Here is a 20,849-nt window from a genome sequence, read left to right as displayed (position 1 = left end):
TGGCGGGCTCCCAATATTGCACCTGAGAGTCATGTAATCCAGTAGTCACTAACATATTAGGGTAATCCACAGCTTGCACTTGATCGTAGGGGCTATAGGAAAGCATATAGTGATAATAATTTTTGTTATTCGGATTGCCCCACTCATCATATTCCCCGGTGGTAAGCGGAATAGATTCATCCAACATAGTTGATACTATGTCAACAAAGGGCACTGCTGCCACCACGCCTTTATATAATTCTGGCGCCTGGTTAATGATTGCCCCCATCAACAATCCCCCGGCGCTTCCGCCCATCGCAAATACCTTATCTTCTGCCGCATAGCCGGAGCTGATTAAACTCTTGGTGACATCGATAAAATCATTAAAGGTATTTTGTTTCTTAAGCAACTTCCCCTCTTCATACCAAGACCGTCCCAACTCTTCTCCACCTCGAACATGGGCAACGGCATACACAAAACCGCGATCCAGAAGACTTAAGTTTGAAGAATCAAAACCAATATCTAAACTATGACCATAGGAGCCATAGGCATAAATGAGTATTGGATTTTTATGGTTAAACAATTTTTTACGATAAACCAGAGAAACCGGCACTTGCACACCATCACGGGCGGTGACCCAAACACGTTCGCTTTTATAATCACCACTATCAAACTCGCCCATTACCTGGCTTTGTTTTAAGAGAATAGTTTCACCACTGTTTAAATCCAATTCATAGACCGATGAGGGAGTAGTAAAGGAGGTATATTGATAGCGAAATTTAGCTGTATTTGCTTCAGGATTAAAATGACTAAAAACGGTATAGACAGGATCACTAAAAGTTAAGGTTTTTGACTCACCGGTTTGATGATTGATTTGACGTAATAGGGGTAAACCATTCTGACGCTCTTCAACAATTAACCACTTCTGCATCAATTCATAACCTTCCAGCAATACATCGTCACGCGCTTCAATAATAGTGGACCAGGCATCGGCATTGTGGTTAATCGGTGAAGTCGATGTTTTTAAAGCAAAGTTTTTACCACTGTTATTGGTGCGAATATAAAACTGTTCCTGAAAATGATCAATACTGTATTCATGTCCGCGTAACCGGGGTAAAAATGAGACAAATTCTCCCGTCGGCTGATCGGCATTCAAGACTAAACATTCAGAGGTGGTGGTACTGTCAATAGCAATCACCAGATACTGCTCGGAACGTGTTTTATCAATACTCACGTAGAAGGTATCATCCAGCTCTTCATAAACTAATACGTCATCCTTTATCTGCTCACCTAATCGGTGGCGGTAGACTTGATAGGGTAATAAGGTTTCCGGGTGTTGTTTAGCATAAAAAACCGTTTGATTATCGTTTGCCCAGACCACGTCAGAAACATTCTCAATAAGATCATTTAGCATCTCACCTGTCTCAAGATTTTTAAAACCTAAGGTATATTGACGGCGACCGACCACATCTTCTGAAAATGCCATCAACATTGAATTACTTGATAGGGCCAAATCACCCAATTGATAATAAGAAAGTCCCTGCGCACGTTTATTACAATCTATCAGTATCTGCTCCGGGGCTGCCATCGATTCTTGTCGACGACTGTAAACCATATAATCTTGGCCTTCGGCAAAGCGAACACTGTACCAAAACCCTTTTTTAAAATAAGGAACGGATTCAAGTTCCGGCTCCTGCCGTGCCACCATCTCGTCATACAACTCAGCCTGCAGGGAAACGAGAGGACTCATCTCCTGCTCAGTAAAGGCGTTTTCTTGCTCTAAATAATCGATGATCTCAGGATCCTGACGATGATCATCTCGCAACCAAAAATAATCATCTTTACGTAAATCACCATGAATTTCATGAATGTGGTTTTTCTTTGAGGCTTGGGGTGCTGACAGTTTAGCTTTTAAATTCATGATTTTCTCTGCTGGTTGTAAGTGTGACAATATTAACATTGAGCCGAGTTAGGGGAAAGGTTGCCGTTGGGATCTAATCCCACTCATTGGTTGATCGATTTAAGCTCAAGAAAAATAAATGCTTTACTGTAATCTATCAATACAGTAATTAGAGCAAAACCAGAAAATGAGACAGTGAATAGTGGCGCGCCATATTCTTGCAGCATTATAAACAATCCCTTTTATAGATGTCGTTATGACACTCATTAACCGCATCATTATGGCCCCCTCATTCCTCAACCTAGGATAGAAAACATACATTTATAAACTTGGTCTGAATTTTTCCTTACAGACACTATCTATATAAACATCATGAGGGGAAATAAGTTATAAGTAAGAATAAGCTCACCATAATAGCACTGCTTGCGGTGCTGATCCTGTACTGCTAAGTTTAGGCCGTGATACTTATCGAGAGCCCTCTCATACCAAGCGCCTATCTGGATCTCAATGGTCAAACGGTATTCAGTAAAGACGATATCGAGCAAGGCCAATTAATATGGCGTTCGATGGGTGGGCATCAACTTTGAGGACACGGCTTCTTCGCCGCACTGGACTGCAGATTGGCTGCATCGGGAAGCACAGGCTTGGCTTGATATGACTGCCCAGCAGGGCTACCAGCAGACTTTTTCGGCACTTGATCCCGAACTTCAAGCGGTCTTCTCTTCGGGAGCCGTACGTAATAAAGGAAGGGACAATTCCTCTTTTGATCGTCAGAAAAACTGAAGGCATTATTATGCTGGGAAGCATAGGCTGCCATCACAGAAAAACAGAGGCCTATAATGAGTAAAATGGATACAAAAATAGTTTACAAAGGTTACTATCAACCTTAAAATCCCCCTTTAAACTTAATTTTCAAGTACATAAGAAACTTATTACAGGCGCTTTAAATGGATTATTTATTAGTTAAACATCTGCATGTAGGAATGGCTTACCTGAGTATTAGCCTGTTTATTTTACGTTCAAGTTTATCGATAACAGCGTCACCCTTATTACAACATAAATTAGTGAAAATATTACCGCATCTGATTGATACTTTTTTACTGCTCTTTGCCGTTTTGTTAATGATAACTATCAAGCAGTATCCATTTTTTGATACCTGGCTAACGGCTAAGCTAATCGCCCTGCTTGCTTATATTGCGGTTGGTAGTATTGCTATTAAACGCGGAAAAACGGCCGTGATTCGCTTATGGGCGAGTATCATTGCCGTACTTATATTTACTTATATTATAGGCGCGGCAAAAACGCACCATGCCCTCTCTTGGTTAGCGCTCATCTAAGATGATAAATATCTACCAGCAGCATCGGTGGAAAACGAATTAATCATCAAAGATAACCGGCCCTAATAACACTACAACCAGTGCCTTGGATAATGTCGCTGCGGATGACCCGATAAATTATTTATAAAAAGTGCCACGACAAGCAAAATTATCGCACTGCTCAATATTGGAAAAAAGATAAATAAGTAGCCTTGGTTGTGTACTTCCGGATCACCAATAACGGCTATGAGTGCAGTAGCACCACCGGGCGGGTGTAAAGTGCGGGTAAACTGCATAGCAAAAATGGAAAGCGAAACAGCCAGCGCTGCCAACAGAGTCACATCAAAGGGAAGATATTTATAAATTGTCACCCCTATCGCTGCAGAAATAATATGCCCGCCCAGCAGATTACGAGGCTGTGATAGTTCAGCCTGTGGGGCACCATAGAGTAATACAGCCGATGCACCAAATGAAGCAACTAAAAACAAGCTGTTGTGTAAATTTTCATAACTGTATTTACTTAATATTGCAATTAGGTAAATCCCGATAAATGCCCCTAACCATGACCATCCAATTTTGCTCAATGGTTTCCTTGGTGGACTAGATCCTCCCCCCTGCATTTTTTTAAAATATTTTCTGATCATATTGTGCCACTTATCCTATTATCTTGTTGTATTATTAAGCTGCTGGCCTAGGGGCGGTTTAGGCTTCGAGACCCTATGGCCTTAGTGAAAAACAGTCAAGAAAATAACACTGTTCACCGATAGTTTTTGGTAATGAATTCTTTTGCGTATTTATTATTGGAAAACTATTTTACATAAACCCCAAAAGGTGTAAAGTAAATGCATCTTTATTTTACTGCCTGACAAGGTGACTTATAATGCACATTACCCGTTATACCGATTACTCACTGCGCATATTGATTTATTTAGCCATCAATAATGAGCAGCTAAGTACCATCAATGAGATAGCCCAAAGCTATCATATTTCCAAAAATCATCTGATGAAAATTGTTCAGCAGCTTAATGTTAAAGGTTATTTATTAGCGATTCGCGGAAAAAATGGCGGAATTAAATTAAACAGCGCCCCGAGTGATATTAATATCGGCAGCCTGGTACGTGAAATGGAAGATGGTAATAAATTAGTAGAGTGCTTTGGTGATAATAACCATTGTGTGATCGCCCCAAGTTGTCAATTAAAGAATATTTTTGCTGAAGCGCAGGAGAATTTTTTTGACACTCTGGACAAATATACATTGGCCGATTTAGTGCCAGCTAAAAAACGAACTGAAATAGGCGAATTACTGGATATTGATGTTTTATAATTTTAAATTATTCAGACCTAAACCTAAAAAAATCACTGTTCGATAACATTGAGACCCTCACTATGATCAATATTTCAAACGCTAAAAGCAATCCTAAACCCAGCATGGCTTTTTTTGAATTCGCTTTCCGCCCCTTGTTTTTACTTGCTTCCCTGTTTAGCATTTTTGCCTTGTTAGTATGGAATAGCATATTAACTGGAAATATTGATCTTAATCTTTATGGCGGCTCCCTGTGGTGGCACATGCATGAAATGTTATTTGCTTTTGTGGCCGCGATTATTGTTGGATTCCTATTAACTGCGGTACAAAATTGGACTGGCGTACGAGGTTTACATGGCAAAGGATTAATGCTTTTAGTGGCGCTCTGGCTAATCGCCCGAATATTATTTTTCTTTCCCGATACGCTTCCCCATGCGCTAATCGCAATTGTGGATATCGCCTTTCTGCCTTTGGCGGCGACAGTATTAGCTTATCCCATTATTAAAGTTAAACTGTGGCGCAACCTCCTATTTATTCCAATATTATTAATTATGGCCGGCGCTAATGCGATGATGCATTACAGTATCGCATCTCAAAATCCTCAATTAATGAATACAGCCAGTACTGTAATGGCTTTATTGGTGACCTTAGTGATGTGTGTTATGGGCGGAAGAGTCTTTCCCATGTTCACCGCCAATGGAACAAAAACCCCACGGGTAAAGGCTATCGCTTGGTTAGAAAAATTGGCGATAGGCAGCACCTTACTCGCCGTATTAACCGCCTTTAATTTTATCCAGCTACCTTCAATTGTGCTCGCTATTATCTTTTTTGTTGCCAGTGCAGCTAATGCGCTACGCGCCTTTCGTTGGAAAATATGGGTGACCTTCAAAACCCCTTTAGTTTGGTCTCTGCATATAAGTTATTGGTGTATTGCGATCGGCTTGTTGATGATTGGCTTATCAGAGATAACGACATCCGTCACCCACTCACAGGGCATTCATGCGTTAACGATTGGCGCTATGGCAAGCATGATTCTGGCGATGATTTCGCGCGTCTCATTGGGGCATACCGGCAGAAACATAGTTGTGGGTAAGGTGATGACCATGGCTTTTATAGCGATAATATTGGCCTTTATCATGCGTGTTTTTGGCAGTTATTGGCTGGTTAACTATAGTCATGTTATTTCAATTGCCATTGGTTTTTGGGTTATTGGTTACGGCTGCTTTGTAGCGCTCTATTTCCCAATTTTAACTAAAGCGCGAGTGTGAAATTTATGATTATAAAAACAGATAAAAAATGAGCGGGTTTGCTATATACCCATGATACTTCAAGATGCAAAGTCAGCAAGGAAAATTGTGCTGAGATGCTAGGCATAAAATTGAAGTATCGTTATTCTACAGAGAGATTTTATAACAACGCAGATTGGCACAATTTACCTTGCCCTACGGGGCGCAAGGTCGAAAACCAGCGCTGCGTTGCACCAATCGAAAAGGGAATAACCATTTAAGATGTAAATGGTTACATTTACATCTACCGCTAGAGGATTAACGCAGTTAATCGCTCGAAAGGTCATGTTGCGTCTTGCTCTGATCGAAGATCTTGCGCCTGACAAAGCATTTTGAAGTAACATGGGTATAAATCTAAGGACAATGTGGCGGTACTGACGATAAAGAACCAGAAAAAACGGAACAGGAACAGCAGGTGACCCAAGCGTCGCTTATTGTAAAAATAGAATTGAAAAAATCCAGTCGCAGTTTCTGTTACTGGATTTTTTTCGGCGAGTTTTAAAAAAACATAATGATTAAAATCAGATCTGCAATCTAAATTAAATATAAAGCTGCAATGAGTTAAAACCATAAGCTAAAAAACTGCGCTGTAATGCGTTAAAATTAGCCCCTTCATCAGGCTGATAAACCTTAGTAAAATAAGCTTGATGGGTATTTTTTATTTCTGCCATTCCACCTTTTCCAAGCAATTGAGTTACCCGCTGCGCAATCGCATTACCCGAGTCCACTAAGTTGATTTTGTGTTTAAAACAACGGGCAATTTCCGCTTTTAATAAAGGAAAGTGAGTACAACCTAGGACGATGGTATCGGGCATCTTTTCTAATATTAACCAGGCTGCTAATACAGATTCCATATCTGCCTGCTGTATTAATTTCCCCTGTAGCTTTAACTCCGCCAGCTTAACCAATTGGGTTGAGCCAATTTTCAATACCTGCTTACCGGCTGCAAATTCATCAATCAATCGAGCGGTATAAGCACCATTAATAGTCGCGGGAGTGGCTAATAAGCCAATAACGCCATTTTTTGTTAAAAATGTTGCGGGTTTAATTGCCGGTACCACACCCACAATAGGAATAGAGAAGTGTCCACGCAAATACTGTAATGCAACCGTGCTGGCAGAATTACAGGCAATAACAATCAAATCAATTTTGTGCCTGCCCACAAATGAACTCAGTAAACTCATTAAACGCTGAATAAGAAAATCAGGCTTTAATTCTCCATAGGGAAAATAAGCATTATCAAATAGATAGAAGTATTTTATAGCGGGTGATTGTTTTATCACCCGCTCAAAGACAGATAACCCTCCTATTCCAGAGTCAAATATAAGCACCTGTTTTACTGACATTATTGTTCCATTTAAATTTTATCGACCGCTCTATTTTAACCTGTTATAAATCAATTAAGAAATAAAATGAATTTATCTGGTCAATTTACGGCTGCTACTTTAACATTCGCCCCTTATATCTGCCACCAGAAGGTTAAAAATGAGTCTGCCATTTGTTGATCCTGAAAATTATGAAACACTGTTAGACGCTAAAAAAGAGCGCCTAAACCAACAATTTTCCACCTTTAACCCGCCTGCTTTGGAATGTTTTTCATCGCCCAAGTTACATTATCGAATGCGCGCTGAGCTTCGTGTATGGCATAATGGTGATGAACTTTATTACATCATGTTTGATAAAAAGACCAAACAAAAATTCCGTGTGGATCAATTCCCCCCGGCAAGTGAATTAATTAACAACTTAATGCCTGTCCTACTTGAATTAGTAAAATCAACTGAGATACTGCGTTATAAACTCTTTCAGATTGATTTTTTATCTAACTTAAAGGGTCAGGTAATTGTAAGCCTGCTTTATCACAAACAACTGGATGATAACTGGCTAGTGGAAGCCAAGCGTATTAAAGCTGAACTATTAAAGCAGTTTGATATCAACTTCATTGGTCGTGCTAGAAAACAAAAAATATTGCTCGATTACGATTATGTGATAGAAGAATTACAGGTTGATGGCAACAAACTCTTTTATCAGCAAATTGAAAATAGCTTTACCCAACCAAATGCCAAGGTCTGTGAAAAAATGCTGCAGTGGGCAATTGACTGTACTCGCGATAGCCAGGGTGATTTACTGGAGCTTTATTGCGGTAATGGTAACTTCTCATTGGCTCTGGCGAAAAACTTTAATAAAGTCTTAGCCACGGAGATAGCAAAACCATCGGTTGAGTCAGCGCAGTTTAATATGGCCCAAAACGACATCAATAACGTCACTGTTATTCGTATGTCTGCTGAAGAATTTACCCAGGCAATCAATGGCGAGCGTGAATTTTATCGCTTAAAAGGGATCACCTTAAGCGATTACCAATGTAATACTATTTTGGTTGATCCGCCCAGATCGGGCCTTGATGATAAAACGGTCAAGATGGTGCAACACTACGACAATATTTTATATATCAGCTGCAGTCCGGAGACCTTGTCGCTTAATCTGGAAGTCCTTAGCGAAACACATGACATAAAACGTTTTGCTTTATTTGACCAATTTCCTTATACCCACCACAGCGAAGCGGGTGTTTATTTGGTTAAACGATAATCGACTGTATTGCCTAGATTATTATGCTTTTATATAGGATCCAAGGATAGTAACAGGGTGCTGTTGCATTATTTGCTGCAGTGCCCGATCCACATCAGGATCTTCCTGGTGCCCGTCAATATCAATAAAGAAGTGATATTTACCAAATTCTGATTTGGTTGGCCGTGACATAATTGAAGTGAGATTAACTTTCTGCTCTGCAAAGGCTGCCACAATATTGCCCAACATACCGGGAGAATCCTTTTCATTTTTAACCACTAAACTTGTTTTATACTGTTGCTTAGCCACGCGCCGCTGTGCTTTGTCGGCTAATACCAGAAAACGAGTTTGATTATTCTTATAATTGGTGACATTCCCCCTAATAAGTGTCTGATTTTTAGCCATCTTTAAAGCATGTTGGGGAATAATGGCGCCGGCACCATCACCATGCTTTTGTGCAAGCAGCAAAGACTCAATATTACTTTGGGTATTATGCACTTTAATATTTTCTAGCTTATCAATAAATTCAGAACACTGGCCATGCGCAACAAACTGCACATAAAGATCCGTCAACTCTGACAAGTTTGCACAGGACGCGACGAAAGAAAATCGAATCGGTAATAAAATTTCGGAAATAACCACTAAGTTGGTATTAAAAAGATGATCCAATACCACTTGGACATATCCCTCGGACAGGTTCTCTATTGGCAACACGCCGATTTCACACTCGTTGCCGATCGCCGCGAAGGTTTCAGTAAGGCTATTAAAATATCTAATTTCATAAATGCCGTTTTGGCTTTGTAAATATTGTTGCGTAGCCAAATCGGAGAATGTTTCTTTGGGACCAAGGGTAGCAATTTTAGGCATGGGGCAGTGGCTCGTGATAATAAAAATCAGACTGAGGAAGAGATATTCTTACGCTCTTTTTAAGGTAGCGACGATAAAAAGAACCAACAAAAAAGGTAAGTATGATACTTACCTTTTTTTTTATGCTAAATCCATATTAGATTGCAGCTTTTTCATCGCATTTTCTTCTAGCTGGCGAATACGTTCTGCTGAAATTCCATATCGGGCAGCCAGATCATGCAGTGTTGCTTTGGGTTCACTTAACCAGCGCGAGCTCACGATATCCTGGCTACGTTCATCAAGGGTTGAAAGTGCCGAATAAAGTTTATTTTTGGTGTGCCGCTGAGTATTCTCATTGGAGACTACCTGAAAAACATCTGCACTTTTATCTTCAAGGTATTGCACCGGTGCAAATCCGCTTTCATCGTCATCACTGTCGCTTAAATCAAATGATTGATCCTGCGCATTTAAGCGTGACTCCATTTCCAGAACGTCTTTAGTACTGACATTTAAATTTTCTGCCACAGTAGCGACTTCATCATGGCTAAACCAGCCAAGACGTTTTTTTGCTCTACGCAGATTAAAAAATAATTTACGTTGTGCTTTGGTTGTGGCAATTTTCACCATGCGCCAGTTACGAATAACATATTCATGAATTTCTGCTTTAATCCAATGTACAGCAAAAGAGACTAAACGCACACCGACCGATGGATCAAAACGTTTAACGGCTTTCATCAAACCAATATTGCCCTCTTGAATTAAATCCGCCTGGGCCAGACCGTAACCTGCATAACTTTTTGCGATATAGACGACAAAACGCAAATGTGACATGACCAGTTTTTTTGCGGCCGCTAAATCACCTTCGTGAAACAAACGTTCAGCAAGTTCTTTTTCTGCCTCTGCACTGAGCATAGAGAATTGGTTTACGGACTGAACATAAGCTCCAATACTTCCTTGAGGAACTAAACTCATTGAATTGTTTGTATTCTTCATTCTTACCCTTAATATTTTTTACGCTGCCCTGTACATAAAACATTATGTACTAATTCATTTAAATATAAAGTAATTATCTTTAAACAAGAATAAAAGGCTAAAATCAATATCTAGTATATATTATCAAGAAAAAATTTGTGAACAGTTTTTTATTAGCATCCGTTAACTAAATATGTTCGGGTTAATTCCTAAGCAGATGACACTTCGCATAAGCTGTCCCGATTAACATTTTTATTTAATATGCTTTATATTTACTTAGGCTTTATATTTACTTAGGCTTTATATTCACTTAGGCTCGATTTTGACCAAATATTGTTTCACCGAAATATAGGCCGCGATGAAACCAAGAAATGTAGAGAGTCCAACCAAAATAATAGCCTCTTCTAGATTTAACATCAAAATATTAAATTGAGATTGATATAACCCGACTAAGTTCGCCACTCCGGACTGCAACCACTGCACCATAGAGAAGGTCAGCAATAGTGCAATTCCCCCTCCCAATAGACCGTACCAAGCACCGATGTACAGAAATGGACGTTGTATAAAACTATTCGTAGCACCAACTAATTTTAACACTTCAATTTCCGCTCTTTGATTTAAAATGTTTAAGCGAATGGTATTGCTGACAATTAATAAGACGGCCATCAGTAATAAGACGGCGACAGCAAAAACCATGTCCACAACGAGCGATAAAATAGCCTGGAGCTTCTCTATCCAATCCGAATCCACCTTAACAAAATCAATATCAGCTTCTCGTTGCAGCTTAGCAACTAACAGCTTGCTGCCCGCGCTACTCTTTGCTTTTTCGGTAGGAACAACAACTAATACGCCAGGCAGTGGGTTTTCACTGAGATAGTCAAGCGCTTTAGAGAAGCCTGACATCGCTTTAAATTCTTCCAAAGCCTGATGGCTAGTAATATAGGTAACCGTTTCAATATCTTCATATAACCCGAGTTTATTAATGAGCACCTGCACACGTTGCTGAGATAACCCTTTATCCAAGAATAAACTAACTTCCGAAGCACTGTCCCATTGTCCGTTCACACGTTCAATGTTTTTATAAGCCACCTGGAAAATGCTGGGCAGCGATAAAGCCAGACCTAACACTAAAATGGTCATTAATGTTGAAAAAGGTGTTTTCCATAATTCCATAAAACTGCTAAAAAACTGCTCTGTATGTTGCTGAATTGCAGCGGATAGGCGTCCTAAAAAGGACACTTTTTTAATACGGGCTGAGCCAGATAAGATTTTATTGGTGTTTTTTTTAATCATTACGTTGTCTCAATAATCCATCATTGATCATTTCACCCTCTTTAATGGTTAATGTACGATAGCGCATTTTTGCAATTAAGCCTAAATCATGGGTCGCAATTAAGACTGACATGCCATATTCATTGAGTGATTTAAATAAATCTAAAATTTCTAATGATAATTTTGGATCCAAATTACCCGTTGGTTCATCGGCGAGTAATAAGGGAGGTTGATTAATAATTGCCCGAGCGATCCCGACGCGTTGCTGTTCTCCACCGGAAAGGTGAATTGGAAAACTTTCTTCCTTTCCTGATAAACCGACTTTATCAAGCGCCGCCAAACTACGTCGTTTAATTTCGTAACGGCTATAGCCTTCAATTAATAGCGGTAATCCGACATTATCCAATACAGTGCGGTTCATTAACAAACGGTGCTCTTGAAAAATCATACCAATGTGCCGCCGCAAGTAAGGAATATCATTGCCTTTTATATGGCTAAGATCATTACCGTCTAAGATAATTCGCCCGGTCGTTGGCCTCTCCATTAAGCTGATTAATCTTAGCAGAGTGCTTTTCCCTGACCCTGAATGTCCGGTCAAGAATGCCATCTCACCCTGTTTTAAATGAAAATCCACCTGGTTAAGTGCAATATAATCCTCAGGATAGACCTTACTGACGTCTTCAAATAAAATCATAATTATCTATTACCTTATTCAATCTCTTCTTCTTTCGAAAAAAGGGCGTCAATAAACTCCCTGGCATTAAATTCCCTTAAGTCATCAATTCCTTCGCCTGTTCCAATATAACGAATAGGCAGTTTATACTTATCTGCAATTGAAAAAATAACCCCGCCTTTTGCTGTTCCATCCAGTTTGGTTAAAGTTATACCGGTAATACCCACGGCTTTATTAAACAAATCGGCCTGGCTTATCGCATTTTGGCCGGTACTTGCATCAATCGTCAGCATAATTTCATGGGGTGCACTGGGGTCTTTTTTACGCATAATACGAACAACTTTGCTTAGCTCATCCATCAAATGATCTTTATTTTGTAAACGACCAGCGGTATCGGCGATTAACAAGTCAATACCTCGAGCTTTAGCCGCATCCATTGCATCATACAATACCGATGCACTATCGGATCCTGTTTGCTGCGCAATAACGGGGATATTGTTTCGCTCTCCCCATACCTGTAATTGTTCAACGGCGGCAGCACGAAAAGTATCACCTGCGGCTAACATTACCGATTTACCCTGTTGTTGATATTTTTTAGCTAATTTACCAATAGTGGTGGTTTTACCTACGCCATTAACACCCACCATTAATATAACGTAGGGGGATTTAGTTTCATCTATCACTAACGGCTGCTCAACTTCCTGTAAGATGCCGGAAAGATCCTCTTTTAACAGTGTATATAAGGCTTCTGCATCTTTAAGTTGTTTGCGATTCGCCTGTGCGGTTAATTTATCGATAATTTTTAATGTAGTATCAACACCAATATCGGCAAGGATCAATTGCTCTTCCAACTCTTCAAAAAGATCCGCGTCAATTTTTTTCCCGCTAAATAAAGAATATAAACCACTGCCGATACTTAAACGGGTTTTGGTTAAACTTTGCTTGAAGCGCGCGAAGAAACCCAGCGCTTTTTCTTCCGTTTTTTGTTTTGTACTGGAGGGGGCGAGCTGTTGATCTGCGAGCTTTTCAGCTGCGAGCTTTTCAGCTGCGAGCTTTTCAGCTGCGAGCTTTTCAGCTGCGAGCTTTTCAGCTGCGAGCTTTTCAGCTGCGAGCTTTTCAGCTGCGAGCTTTTCAGCTGCGAGCCTTTCAGCTGCGAGCTTTTCAGCTGCGAGCCTTTCAGCTTCGAGCTTTTCAGCTTCGAGCCTTTGGGCTTCGAGCCTTTGGGCTTTGAGCTTTAGATCTTTAAGCTGCTCGGCTGCTGACCTTTCAGCTTCGAGCCTATCTGCCTCAAGTAACGCATCTTTTTCATCTTGCTCTGTTTCTTCAGTTGATTTTTTCCCGAACCAGGAAAAGAGACCTTTCTTTTTTGCCATTAATTAAAAACCTTACTCACAACCAATTTAGGCTGCTAAAATAGCAGCATCTCAAAAATTCTTAAACTACTGAATAAATATTTCACAGTCGTTTATAGCTCTATATTAACACCTTATCGTCGGACTAAAAATTATATGGGTAAAAATCATCAGGTTAAATATCACGAAAAAAGCACAAAATCGCTTAAAGGCGGCTTTATTCGATTAATATCCGGAAAATGGCGTGGCAAGAAATTACCGGTACAGAATAAGGAGGGTTTACGGCCCACAACGGATCGTACTAAAGAAACATTATTTAACTGGTTAATGCAGGATATTCGTGATGCAAGTTGCCTGGATTGTTTTAGCGGCAGCGGCAGCCTCGCTTTTGAAGCTTTGTCTCGTTATGCAAAAAATGTGACCTTGTTGGAAAAAGATAATCAAGCTGCAAGTCAATTGCGTGAAAACTTAAAAATGCTAAAAGTGGATAATGCCACCCTGATAGAAACGGATTCTATTCACTACTTGCAGAAAACCGCGAATCAAAAGTTCGATATTGTTTTTATTGATCCCCCTTTCTTTAATGGATTACTCCAACCCTGTTGCAATGCCTTAGAAATGAATGATTACCTGGCCGAAAACGCACTGATCTATATTGAAAAAGAAACACTGTCTAATGATTTTTCAGCACCCGAAAACTGGCAACTATTAAAAGAAAAGAGCACGGCACAAGTGTGCTATCAACTGTATGTACGGGGAGTATAATGAACTATTTTATCATATCAGGAAAATTGTTAATGATCGCAATCTGGGGATTGTTGATAGTTAATCTGTTTTTTCCATTTCCCGGACAAGCAGCACTACTATTTTATATTCTGCTCGGATTAATGTCCGTTATGCATATCATACAATTATTGATTTTTTACGGCGCATTTTCAGAAAAACTTAAATTAACCAAGGCGGATGCCCTGCAGGTTTTCTTTTTTGGGGTGTTTAAACTTTGGGAATTAAAAGGACGTTTGGTTAGTTAGCGGGTACAAGGGGCAAGCATTATAGTGTTTGCCCGGTTATATTCACTTTATTACCCACTGTCCGGCAGCATTTTGAATATATTGACCTTTAGGCGTTTTTTTTATGGCTTTCTCACCCGCAAGAACCGATACCTGATCAATGGTCATGGCATTTTTTTCTGCTATTTGCTTATACACGGCAAGGCGCTGAGCATTAATACTGTTCACCAGTTCTTTAACTTCCAGGGAAGTCTCAACCACGCCTAATAAACCGTCCACTCTTTCACCGACTAAACCTTGCTGCTTGGCATCGGACAACTCCAGAGCAAATACCGAGAAACTCAAGATCAGGGTGATCATCAAAATAATTTTTTTCATCTTCATTCCTAATTTTTATCAAATACGTCTAAAAAAGGCCACTTTGATCGTTAAATAGTTCATCTAACTGCTGATCCACTTTAACCCGAATTTGATGATCTATTTTTACATTTAAATTAATCGTAATAGGTTCGCTCGGCATTGCCAATTCCACACGGGGTGTGCATGCCGACACCATAACAATCAACGGAAATAAAATAACAATTCGTTTTAACACTAATAGTTCTCCTGTATTTGACGCGTTAATTCATCAGAGAAACGTAAACTTTCTAATAATTTTAAAATATTTTCAGTATGAGAGTAATTAAATTTAACCGGTTGTACTCCACTCACATCCGGGTTCATACCGTGAATTTCAGCATTAATATCCATTTCTCCCTCTGCAGTATAACCTATCCTTCCCCGCAAAGTATCAAACTGAAAATTAGATAATAACTGTAAAGTAAATGCAAATGCAGGTTGTGTGCTGGCCATTTTTTTCACTACGTCATCCTGCGGAACCTTAATATATCCACCGGGTGCCCGCGCAAAAACAAGCCCTTGATCTATATCGATCCCCTGGGAAGTTAATGTTAACGGTAAAACACCGTCAAGAAGACCGCTTGCGCTAATCGCCGGATAGGCACTGTATTTGATTATCTCGCTCAAACTTAAACCGGAGAGATTTATCGAAGCACTGCTTTGCGGTTGTAATTTAAGATTTTCAATCGTTACCTCTCCGCCTAATAAGCACGCGTTAAAGTCATCAATAACAGTGATCCCCGCGCTGCTGTGAGCATCTATCCGAACCCCCTGAATGGGCACTCCGACAAACAAATTATTCAGCATCAACTGCTGTTTACCCCGTTTGATATGAACTTTTTCACTGTTAACTTCAAAATCGGTATCACTGTTAAAGGTCAAACCATCAAACAAAATAGTGCCTTTTTGCCCCGCAATATCCTGTCCTTTTAATAAACTTTTCAGATAACCGGTTTTTGTTTGCAAATTATATTTTGCATTTAGCTGATAGTTAATTGACCCTTTATCAACAGACCAATTTTGCATTACAGGCAGATAAGCTTGCAGCCCATCAATAAGCACGGGTGCTGAAAGTTGTCCTTTTTTTATGTTCGCCGTGAGTATATTGGAGTGATAGTTAAGAGAACCTGCAATAGCGCTGTTTATTAAAGACAGAGACCAGTCAATATTAAGATTATTTATCTTGCCATGCGTTTTAATATTAGCAAACAGCGGTGGAAATTTCTGTGTCTTAGCTCGAATAGCTGGCTTTATAACTGGCTCAATTTTTGTTTGTATCGCGCCGCCACCGATCCTCAGGTGCACAGGCAAGGTCTTAATATTTATTCCGTCGAATAAATTGATGCGCGCAGGTTGTGGCAGTGTTAGCTTAACGTAGGGCATTCTCAATAGGGACTTATTTGTTAGTGCATAATTAATTTTTGTTAAGTCTAAGTCCATTTTTTGTAAACTCACCAGCCCGGTTAAAATATTAAACTCTCCCGCCAAATTCAGGACCATTTTTTCAGCTAAAGGGGTTATATTTCCGCTAAACTTTAGGGCAAACTGACCGAATTCCCATTTTTTCAAATTAGCTGAATAGTTGAAGGTGAATGACCCTTTAATTAATTCTCGGTAAGCTTCGGGCAGTTTGATATATTGAATAAATTTTTCTGCTTTAAATTCTGTTGTTAAATTAACATCTTTCTTTACAAGATCCACATTGACCGTTAACTGCCCGGATTCATTGAATAAGCGAATAAACACCGCTTGTTTCGTTTTGTTGAGATGTACATTAAATGACAGTTTTTTCTGAAGGCGTGCCGATCTCAAATTAACCGCTTTAACCACTATTTCAGTATCGGGCAAGTGTGCCAAAAACCTTAAGAACTGATCGAGTTGAGCAGTCGTTTGAGATTTGTCCAAGGTGAGTGAGGGATTTTGCGCAGCATTAGGGCGTTGACAGTTTAAATCCCAATCAATCGAGCCGATAGAGACGTTGATCTTATCTTTTTCTTTAACCACTTGAAGATCAGTAACCTGATTTTGCGGGCAGTGACTATCCGGTTGAAAACGTTTTAAACTGCTCGAAAGAAGAGGAAGCCAGGTTAATAATGGCCCCTCTTGTTCCGTAATTACCCGCAGCTCATTGGCATTAACGACTGAATTGCCTACCAACAGTACCCCATAGCTGAAAAAAATAATGAGATAAAAATTTCTGCTGCAAAACGCATTCACAAAGACTTATTGCACCCACTCAATAATACCATCAAGTTTTTTACCGTCTTCACTCACCACCAGCCACTTAATATGTTTTTCACGCATCAATTCTTCAGCCTCGGTTAAACGCGCATTCGGAGAGATAAAACAAGGCGAGCTGTTCATTAATTGTTGCGCAGTACAATCCGGGATACTTTCACCTGAGATCAGGAAGCGACGCACATCACCATCGGTGATCACCCCCAGCAGGTTACCCTCTTCCATCACCAAAGCGAGACCGGTACGGGTTTCTGTCATCACCATCAAGGCATCCGTCAGAGAGGTTTGTGCTTGCACTAAGGGTAATTTTTCAGTGCGCATTTCATTTTTAACAAAAGTAAGTAGTCGCTTACCCAGACTACCTCCCGGATGGAAACGTGCAAAATCCATTGGGCTAAAGTTTTTCTCTAGGGTTAAGGTCGAGGCTAACGCGTCGCCAATCACCAAACTTAAAGTAGTAGATGTTGTCGGGGCTAAATTATTCGGACAAGTCTCTTTTTCAACACTTGCATCTAAAACAACATCGGAATTTTTAGCTAAGGTAGAATTTAAACCGCCGGTAATAGAAATGATCTTATTACCAGAATGCTGAATGGAGGGGATAATTTTAAGCAATTCATCTGTTTCACCGCTGTAGGAGATAAGCAAAAGCAGATCATTTTTAGTGACCATGCCTAAATCACCATGAAAGGCTTCGCCGGGATGCATATAAAAAGAAGGTGTGCCTAACGACGCCAGGGTGGCAGATATTTTTTTACCAATATGCCCTGATTTTCCCATACCGCAAACAATGATCCGACCTGTACAGTTTTTCATTAATGCTAACGCTTGCAGATATTCATCGCCAAGACGCTGACTGTGGGAAGTTAATGCTTGGCTCTGCACATCAAATACAGTGCGAACTTCTTTAATTAATTGGGACGTTGATAAAGTAAATTGTGTCATATAAAAACCTCAGGATTATTTCGGCTAAGTCTACGCCTGTGGTTGTATTTTAACAGAAAAAGTTAGTACCGATAGTGCGACTAAAAAGCGCTGAATACTCACTGGTTTTTGATTTAACCTGTTTCATCATTCGATGATTCAAACAGCGTTTGTAATGTAATGAATAAGCCATTAGTGGTCGCTCCCGGCAGAGACTGACGTTTAAATCTTTGCCACTTTGCTTGTAAATAATTTCAGCTATAACTAATTTATCTGTTTTTTACCCATCTTAAATACTGATAAAAAACCCCGATATCCATAGAAAACCTTACTTCAGTGCAGATCACAGTGCTTTTTAGCTTGTTTTATCGTCAACCAACCATTTCAGCACGAAAAAAACAGGATAAATCACTAAAAAAACCTGCCAAGACAAGCAATTATTTTAAAATTATCTATTTTTACTTGAGTTCGACAGCTAAGATGATTAGAGTACTAATAGTTTTATCACCTGTGCCATCACTCGATGACGCTCTATAAAGGATGTTATTCATGTCAACTCTGTTAGAAGTTCAAAACCTCTACAAGGTATTTGGACAGTCTCCAGAAGAAGCTTTCCCTTTGATTGAGCAAGGGCTCGATAAAGATGAAATATTTGCAAAGACCGGGCTCACCGTCGGTGTTAAAGATGTTTCCTTAAGCATTAATAAAGGAGAAGTATTCGTTATTATGGGATTATCTGGTTCCGGAAAATCCACACTCGTCCGCCTTTTAAACCGTTTAATTGAACCTACTAGTGGCAAGGTATTATTTAAGGGTAAAGATATTGCCCACATCTCAGCTGAAGAGCTGCGCCAGGTTCGTCGCAAGCACATTTCGATGGTCTTCCAAAACTTCGCCTTAATGCCGCATATGAATGTTATTGATAATGCGGCATTTGGCTTGGAACTGAGCGGTGTTCCCATTAATGAACGTCATCAAGCAGCACGTGAAGCGCTCACTCGCGTAGGGCTTGATATGCATTGTGAATCCTATCCCGATGAACTTTCCGGCGGCATGAAACAGCGGGTTGGCTTGGCGCGAGCCTTAGCTAATGACCCGGATATTCTACTGATGGATGAAGCTTTCTCAGCCCTTGACCCCTTGATTCGCTGTGAAATGCAGGATGAGCTGATTCGCCTGCAAAATGATGATAAACGCACCATTGTATTTATTTCACATGATCTGGATGAGGCGATGCGCATCGGCGATCGTATTGCGATTATGCAAAACGGTATCGTGGTCCAGGTCGGTACGCCCGATGATATTCTTCAGAATCCGGCTAATGACTATGTCAGCTCCTTTTTCAGCGGTGTCAACGTGGCAACTGTCTTTTGTGCTAAGGATATCGCTAAAAAAACACCGGCTGCCATCTTTAAGAAACATGAAAATGACAGCCCTGCCGTTGCGATGCAGTTACTTGTAGACAGTGAGCGTGACTTCGGAATTGTCGTTGATCGTGCCAATCGCTTCACGGGTATTGTTTCAACAGACTCTTTACGCATCGCGAAAAAAAATCAGGATACACTCAGCAGCGCATTGCTTGAAAACATTACCACCATCAAACCCGATGTCTCGGTCAGCGAATTAATCGGCCAAGTAGCCGCCGTGCGTTATGCTGTGCCGGTTGTTGCTGAAGATGGCACCTACCACGGTGTGATCACAAAATCACGCTTATTACAAATTTTAGATAGGGAATAATCATGGCAACTGAAACAACGACTCAAGCCGCTGACCCTTGGGCCAGTGCAGCAGCGCCGGCTGATCCCTGGACGACGGCCTCCTCCGCAACGTCAACCGCGAATGATTGGCTGAACGTTGCCACCGAAGCCGAACCTTTCGATTGGCTGCATCCCTTTCAGGAGGCTATTATGCCTTTTGATCAGTGGGTTGAGACCGGACTAAACTGGTTAGTCGTTCACGGACGCCCGGTATTTCAGGCAATCCGCGTTCCTATTGATTTGATTCTCACTTCATTTCAAAGTGCACTGGTATCAACACCCGCCCCGATCATGTTACTTATTTTAGCCTTGATTGCCTGGCAACTAGCCGGACCGCGAATGGGTATTACCTCGTTCTTTTCTTTGATTATAATTGGGCTGGTTGGTGCCTGGTCGCAAGCTATGGTGACACTCGCGCTGGTGATGACTTCAGTATTTTTCTGTTTTTTGATGGGGTTACCCTTAGGAATCTGGTTGGCTCGAAGTCAATCGGCCGCAAAAATCATTCGACCGATGCTTGATGCAATGCAAACTACACCGGCTTTTGTCTATTTAGTGCCCATTGTTATGCTCTTTGGTATAGGTAATGTTCCGGGTGTTGTAGTGACTATTATTTTCGCCTTACCACCCATTGTGCGTCTGACTATTCTGGGAATTCAGCAAGTGCCGGAAGAGCTGATCGAAGCAGGACACGCTTTTGGTGCCAGCCCGAAACAGATGCTTTACCGGATTCAACTGCCCTTAGCCATGCCGACCATTATGGCCGGAGTAAACCAGACACTGATGTTATCACTGTCAATGGTGGTAATAGCCTCTATGATTGCCGTTGGTGGTTTGGGACAAATGGTGTTACGCGGGATTGGACGACTGGATATGGGTCTGGCTGCCGTTGGTGGTCTTGGCATTGTTATTCTTGCCATATTACTTGATCGTATTACCCAAACTATAGGTAAAAACAACCGCGATCAAAAAACGCGCTGGTATCAAACGGGTCCCGTTTCATTAATTTATTTACTGTTAAAAAAATTCACTCACAATAAAACTGCAAACTAGGGGAACA

Annotated in this window: 21 protein-coding genes and 1 pseudogene; 10 read left to right on the top strand and 12 right to left on the bottom strand. The window is 40.5% G+C overall.

What is annotated here, in order from left to right; all coding sequences use genetic code 11:
- Positions 1-1,900: S9 family peptidase (locus tag CXF72_RS17965; RefSeq protein ID WP_232785017.1), on the bottom strand; the 1,900-nt coding region annotated here is incomplete at its 3' end.
- Positions 1,901-2,449: 549 nt separating this feature from the next.
- Here CXF72_RS17965 and CXF72_RS17960 point away from each other — a divergent pair.
- Both CXF72_RS17960 and CXF72_RS17955 read left to right on the top strand, forming a co-directional pair.
- Complete coding sequence (locus tag CXF72_RS17960; protein WP_101041157.1) at positions 2,450-2,662, top strand: hypothetical protein; 213 nt, start codon at positions 2,450-2,452, stop codon at positions 2,660-2,662.
- 164 nt (positions 2,663-2,826) lie between these two features.
- Complete coding sequence (locus CXF72_RS17955; protein ID WP_101041156.1) at positions 2,827-3,216, top strand: SirB2 family protein; 390 nt, start codon at positions 2,827-2,829, stop codon at positions 3,214-3,216.
- Positions 3,217-3,287: 71 nt separating this feature from the next.
- On the opposite strand, the gene CXF72_RS17950 is transcribed toward CXF72_RS17955, so the two are convergent.
- The gene (locus tag CXF72_RS17950) at positions 3,288-3,836 is read right to left on the bottom strand and encodes an HPP family protein (RefSeq protein ID WP_101041161.1); all 549 of its coding nucleotides are present in this window, start codon (positions 3,834-3,836) and stop codon (positions 3,288-3,290) included.
- A gap of 239 nt (positions 3,837-4,075) precedes the next feature.
- Here CXF72_RS17950 and CXF72_RS17945 point away from each other — a divergent pair, with 239 nt between their 5' ends.
- Together CXF72_RS17945 and CXF72_RS17940 are read left to right on the top strand one after the other, a co-directional pair.
- On the top strand, positions 4,076-4,519 hold the full coding sequence (locus CXF72_RS17945; RefSeq protein ID WP_101041155.1) for an RrF2 family transcriptional regulator: 444 nt from the start codon (positions 4,076-4,078) through the stop codon (positions 4,517-4,519).
- Positions 4,520-4,581: 62 nt separating this feature from the next.
- On the top strand, positions 4,582-5,766 hold the full coding sequence (locus CXF72_RS17940) for an NnrS family protein (protein ID WP_101041154.1): 1,185 nt from the start codon (positions 4,582-4,584) through the stop codon (positions 5,764-5,766).
- 557 nt (positions 5,767-6,323) lie between these two features.
- On the opposite strand, the gene murI is transcribed toward CXF72_RS17940, so the two are convergent.
- The gene (gene murI, locus CXF72_RS17935; protein WP_101041153.1) at positions 6,324-7,130 is read right to left on the bottom strand and encodes a glutamate racemase; all 807 of its coding nucleotides are present in this window, start codon (positions 7,128-7,130) and stop codon (positions 6,324-6,326) included.
- 139 nt (positions 7,131-7,269) lie between these two features.
- Here murI and trmA point away from each other — a divergent pair, with 139 nt between their 5' ends.
- Entirely contained in the window at positions 7,270-8,367 is a 1,098-nt protein-coding gene (trmA, locus tag CXF72_RS17930; protein ID WP_101041152.1) for a tRNA (uridine(54)-C5)-methyltransferase TrmA, read from the top strand.
- 21 nt (positions 8,368-8,388) lie between these two features.
- Here the strand turns inward: trmA and CXF72_RS17925 are convergent, their stop codons facing one another.
- The 5 genes from CXF72_RS17925 to ftsY all read right to left on the bottom strand — a co-directional run bounded on the left by CXF72_RS17925 (position 8,389) and on the right by ftsY (position 13,023).
- A complete protein-coding gene (locus CXF72_RS17925) occupies positions 8,389-9,213 on the bottom strand; it encodes a prephenate dehydratase (RefSeq protein ID WP_101041151.1) in 825 nt (274 codons plus the stop codon).
- A 120-nt stretch (positions 9,214-9,333) separates the two neighbouring features.
- Positions 9,334-10,185, bottom strand: coding sequence for an RNA polymerase sigma factor RpoH (gene rpoH, locus CXF72_RS17920; RefSeq protein ID WP_101041150.1), 852 nt, complete (start codon positions 10,183-10,185; stop codon positions 9,334-9,336).
- A gap of 285 nt (positions 10,186-10,470) precedes the next feature.
- A complete protein-coding gene (ftsX, locus tag CXF72_RS17915; protein ID WP_101041149.1) occupies positions 10,471-11,457 on the bottom strand; it encodes a permease-like cell division protein FtsX in 987 nt (328 codons plus the stop codon).
- Positions 11,450-12,130: a cell division ATP-binding protein FtsE gene (gene ftsE / locus CXF72_RS17910; RefSeq protein WP_101041148.1), complete on the bottom strand. Its 681-nt coding sequence runs from the start codon at positions 12,128-12,130 to the stop codon at positions 11,450-11,452. The genes ftsX and ftsE overlap by 8 nt, the downstream gene beginning before the upstream one ends.
- A 14-nt stretch (positions 12,131-12,144) precedes the next feature.
- Positions 12,145-13,023, bottom strand: a complete 879-nt coding sequence (ftsY, locus tag CXF72_RS17905; RefSeq protein ID WP_442966052.1) for a signal recognition particle-docking protein FtsY — start codon at positions 13,021-13,023, stop codon at positions 12,145-12,147.
- A 157-nt stretch (positions 13,024-13,180) separates the two neighbouring features.
- Here ftsY and CXF72_RS20350 point away from each other — a divergent pair.
- The 3 genes and pseudogenes from CXF72_RS20350 to CXF72_RS17895 form a co-directional block, all read left to right on the top strand.
- A pseudogene (locus tag CXF72_RS20350) lies at positions 13,181-13,489 on the top strand (hypothetical protein); the annotation flags it as partial.
- A gap of 128 nt (positions 13,490-13,617) precedes the next feature.
- Positions 13,618-14,226 (top strand): 16S rRNA (guanine(966)-N(2))-methyltransferase RsmD, encoded by a 609-nt coding sequence (gene rsmD, locus CXF72_RS17900; protein ID WP_101041146.1) that lies wholly within the window; start codon positions 13,618-13,620, stop codon positions 14,224-14,226.
- The gene (locus tag CXF72_RS17895; RefSeq protein ID WP_101041145.1) at positions 14,226-14,492 is read left to right on the top strand and encodes a DUF1145 domain-containing protein; all 267 of its coding nucleotides are present in this window, start codon (positions 14,226-14,228) and stop codon (positions 14,490-14,492) included. The genes rsmD and CXF72_RS17895 overlap by 1 nt, the downstream gene beginning before the upstream one ends.
- A 42-nt stretch (positions 14,493-14,534) precedes the next feature.
- On the opposite strand, the gene CXF72_RS17890 is transcribed toward CXF72_RS17895, so the two are convergent.
- The 4 genes from CXF72_RS17890 to CXF72_RS17875 all read right to left on the bottom strand — a co-directional run bounded on the left by CXF72_RS17890 (position 14,535) and on the right by CXF72_RS17875 (position 18,053).
- The gene (locus CXF72_RS17890) at positions 14,535-14,849 is read right to left on the bottom strand and encodes a YdbL family protein (protein WP_198552659.1); all 315 of its coding nucleotides are present in this window, start codon (positions 14,847-14,849) and stop codon (positions 14,535-14,537) included.
- 28 nt (positions 14,850-14,877) lie between these two features.
- Positions 14,878-15,027: a YnbE family lipoprotein gene (locus CXF72_RS17885; RefSeq protein WP_157823290.1), complete on the bottom strand. Its 150-nt coding sequence runs from the start codon at positions 15,025-15,027 to the stop codon at positions 14,878-14,880.
- Positions 15,028-15,065: 38 nt separating this feature from the next.
- On the bottom strand, positions 15,066-17,027 hold the full coding sequence (locus CXF72_RS17880) for a YdbH domain-containing protein (RefSeq protein ID WP_101041142.1): 1,962 nt from the start codon (positions 17,025-17,027) through the stop codon (positions 15,066-15,068).
- A 66-nt stretch (positions 17,028-17,093) separates the two neighbouring features.
- Positions 17,094-18,053, bottom strand: a complete 960-nt coding sequence (locus CXF72_RS17875; RefSeq protein ID WP_101041141.1) for a KpsF/GutQ family sugar-phosphate isomerase — start codon at positions 18,051-18,053, stop codon at positions 17,094-17,096.
- Positions 18,054-18,581: 528 nt separating this feature from the next.
- Between CXF72_RS17875 and proV the strand changes: the two genes are divergently transcribed.
- Complete coding sequence (gene proV, locus CXF72_RS17870; RefSeq protein ID WP_101041140.1) at positions 18,582-19,769, top strand: glycine betaine/L-proline ABC transporter ATP-binding protein ProV; 1,188 nt, start codon at positions 18,582-18,584, stop codon at positions 19,767-19,769.
- Between the two features lie 2 nt (positions 19,770-19,771).
- On the top strand, positions 19,772-20,842 hold the full coding sequence (gene proW, locus CXF72_RS17865) for a glycine betaine/L-proline ABC transporter permease ProW (protein WP_101041139.1): 1,071 nt from the start codon (positions 19,772-19,774) through the stop codon (positions 20,840-20,842).
- The last annotated feature ends 7 nt before the right edge of the window (positions 20,843-20,849 follow it).

This window comes from Psychromonas sp. MB-3u-54, assembly GCF_002836415.1.
Classification (GTDB): domain Bacteria; phylum Pseudomonadota; class Gammaproteobacteria; order Enterobacterales; family Psychromonadaceae; genus Psychromonas.
Note: the sequence above shows the minus strand (reverse complement) of the source record. Positions and strands in the feature narration are given on the sequence as shown.